The organism is Vibrio sp. 10N.222.46.A1 (assembly GCF_041473595.1).
In the GTDB taxonomy this organism is placed as follows: domain Bacteria; phylum Pseudomonadota; class Gammaproteobacteria; order Enterobacterales; family Vibrionaceae; genus Vibrio; species Vibrio tasmaniensis_A.
This window is the reverse complement of the sequence record NZ_JBFRSN010001063.1, coordinates 1-1,936: the sequence shown is the minus strand read 5'-3', so window position 1 is coordinate 1,936 and position 1,936 is coordinate 1. Positions and strand designations below refer to the sequence as shown.

General features: G+C 42.0%; 3 protein-coding genes. All 3 read right to left on the bottom strand.

Going from position 1 to position 1,936, the window contains the following annotated elements; all coding sequences use genetic code 11:
• Positions 1–85: 85 nt before the first annotated feature.
• Positions 86–403 (bottom strand): DUF2007 domain-containing protein, encoded by a 318-nt coding sequence (locus tag AB4496_RS23755; RefSeq protein ID WP_009846350.1) that lies wholly within the window; start codon positions 401–403, stop codon positions 86–88.
• Positions 404–501: 98 nt separating this feature from the next.
• Complete coding sequence (locus AB4496_RS23750; protein WP_009846351.1) at positions 502–1,182, bottom strand: TVP38/TMEM64 family protein; 681 nt, start codon at positions 1,180–1,182, stop codon at positions 502–504.
• Positions 1,183–1,335: 153 nt separating this feature from the next.
• On the bottom strand, positions 1,336–1,926 hold the full coding sequence (locus tag AB4496_RS23745; protein WP_102257366.1) for a TfoX/Sxy family DNA transformation protein: 591 nt from the start codon (positions 1,924–1,926) through the stop codon (positions 1,336–1,338).
• Positions 1,927–1,936 lie beyond the last annotated feature (10 nt).

Here is a 1,936-nt window from a genome sequence, read left to right as displayed (position 1 = left end):
ATAAAAACGGGAAGCTAATTTAGCTTCCCGTTTTTATTTGGAGGAGGTATTTGACCGAATCGTGTCTGTAATAACTGAAACTTTGCTATTCAGGCGAAGCAGCGCCGCACTGCCAACAAGACCCGAATTGTGCTTCATTGATTTCATGACACTCACCACAACGCCACTCTTCATAGATGATCGAATCTTGCTGTTTTTGGTAGTCATTGACGATCGTGCGGGCTTTACTAGCGAGTTCTGGCTCATATAACCATACGTAAGGGTCTGTATCTTCGGTAAATGGGATTTCACCTTTTAAACCAAACAAACCCTCACCACGGACTTCACACGCAATATTCTCACTTTCTAACAATCCACAGATGATATGAGCTTCTGTTGGATTCGATGCACTGAAGATTTTCATTGAAATAGAACCTTATTTGGCTGCATGCGTTATTAAGTTACTTAGCTACTTAGCTACTTAGCTACTTAGCTATTTAGCTATCTAGCTAGCTATATACGTTACTCAGCGACAGGTGCTGAGCGAAATTTGTTCATCAACCATTTAGCAATAATTGGGAACACACCCAGTAAGGCAAATGACAACAGTACTGAGGGAGACACGATGCCCGAAAGTGAATCAATTTCTGCGAGTTGAGTTCCGGCATTCAAGAAAACGGCGGTACCCGGCAACATACCGATTTGGCTAGTAATATAGTAACGACTCACCGACATCGGTGTTAGACCCATCAATAGATTGATAAGGAAAAATGGGAAAACAGGAATTAGACGTAGCGAGAATAAGTAAAATGCACCGTCTTTCTCAACGCCCTTATTGATGGTGGCTAACTTGTCGCCAAACTTGGTTTGGATCCAGTCACGCAACAAGTAACGGCTACTTAAGAAGGCGAGGGTTGCGCCAATAGCGCTCGCGAAAGACACCAGCAGTAAACTGTTCCAAAACCCAAACAGCGCAGCGCCTAACAGCGTAACAACGGCAGCGCCAGGAATTGAGAAAGCCGTAATCATGACATACGCGACAAAGTAGATAGCGGCAGCGGCAATGAAATTGCTCTCGATGTAGTCATTCAAAACAGCTTGCTGGGCTTTTGCATTTTCAAGCGTTAAGTACTGGCCGAAATTGACGCCTAACAAGACGATGGTTATGACCAACACAATACCCAATATCATTTTTTTACTCATTGATACTTCCTCTAAATTTTCAATGCATACCATTAGTTTTTCAATGTATACCACTAGTATAGATAGACAGGCAAAGCATAGAATAACTTTCACCAGATATAAAAAAGCCGCAAAAATGCGGCTTAGTTATCTATATAGTTTGCACTGACAATGTTAATTGACGTGATTGATAAGCTCTTCACGACGTTGCTGCGGTATAACAGACCAATGTGTACCATTGATCGCGCCTTCTAGCGCCCATAACAGTTCAATACTGACAGAAGACGCATGCGATTCTTTGATGGCGTTAAATGCGTTTACAGAGCCAGATTCATATAAACGTTCTACAGAATCGATCCCTGCCTTTTTCAACATCCGCTCTGTAGCGAGTCGAAGGTTAGGCAGATCTTTGAGTCTAGTTGGTTTAGCAGAAGATTGTTCAGCTTTCTCTTCTTTAGCAAAACCTAGAGACGTAGTCGCAAGCTGCAAGATTTTCTCTTGGTCTCGCCATAAGCCTTCAGGTAAAGCGAAATATTTAGTAACGACAGGAAAACCACGTTTTTTGTAGACGTACGGTTGAAATCCTTGTTGTTCGAATTGTTGTGTTGTGCATTTGTCAGCTCGTATATGCAACTGGTCATTCACAACCAGGGCAAACATAGTGTCATCAGCAAAAAGCCCGAATCCACCAAACATTGAGCGTGATTTAATTTTTCCTAGGGGCTCAAATAATTTCATTGAGTCCTTTAGTATCGGTTTATCCATGTTATTTATC

Bases quoted from the DNA above. Each gene is read 5' to 3' on its own strand.
- AB4496_RS23755 (WP_009846350.1), bottom strand. From the start codon at position 403: ATGAAAATCTTCAGTGCATCGAATCCAACAGAAGCTCATATCATCTGT.
- AB4496_RS23750 (WP_009846351.1), bottom strand. From the start codon at position 1,182: ATGAGTAAAAAAATGATATTGGGTATTGTGTTGGTCATAACCATCGTC.
- AB4496_RS23745 (WP_102257366.1), bottom strand. From the start codon at position 1,926: ATGGATAAACCGATACTAAAGGACTCAATGAAATTATTTGAGCCCCTA.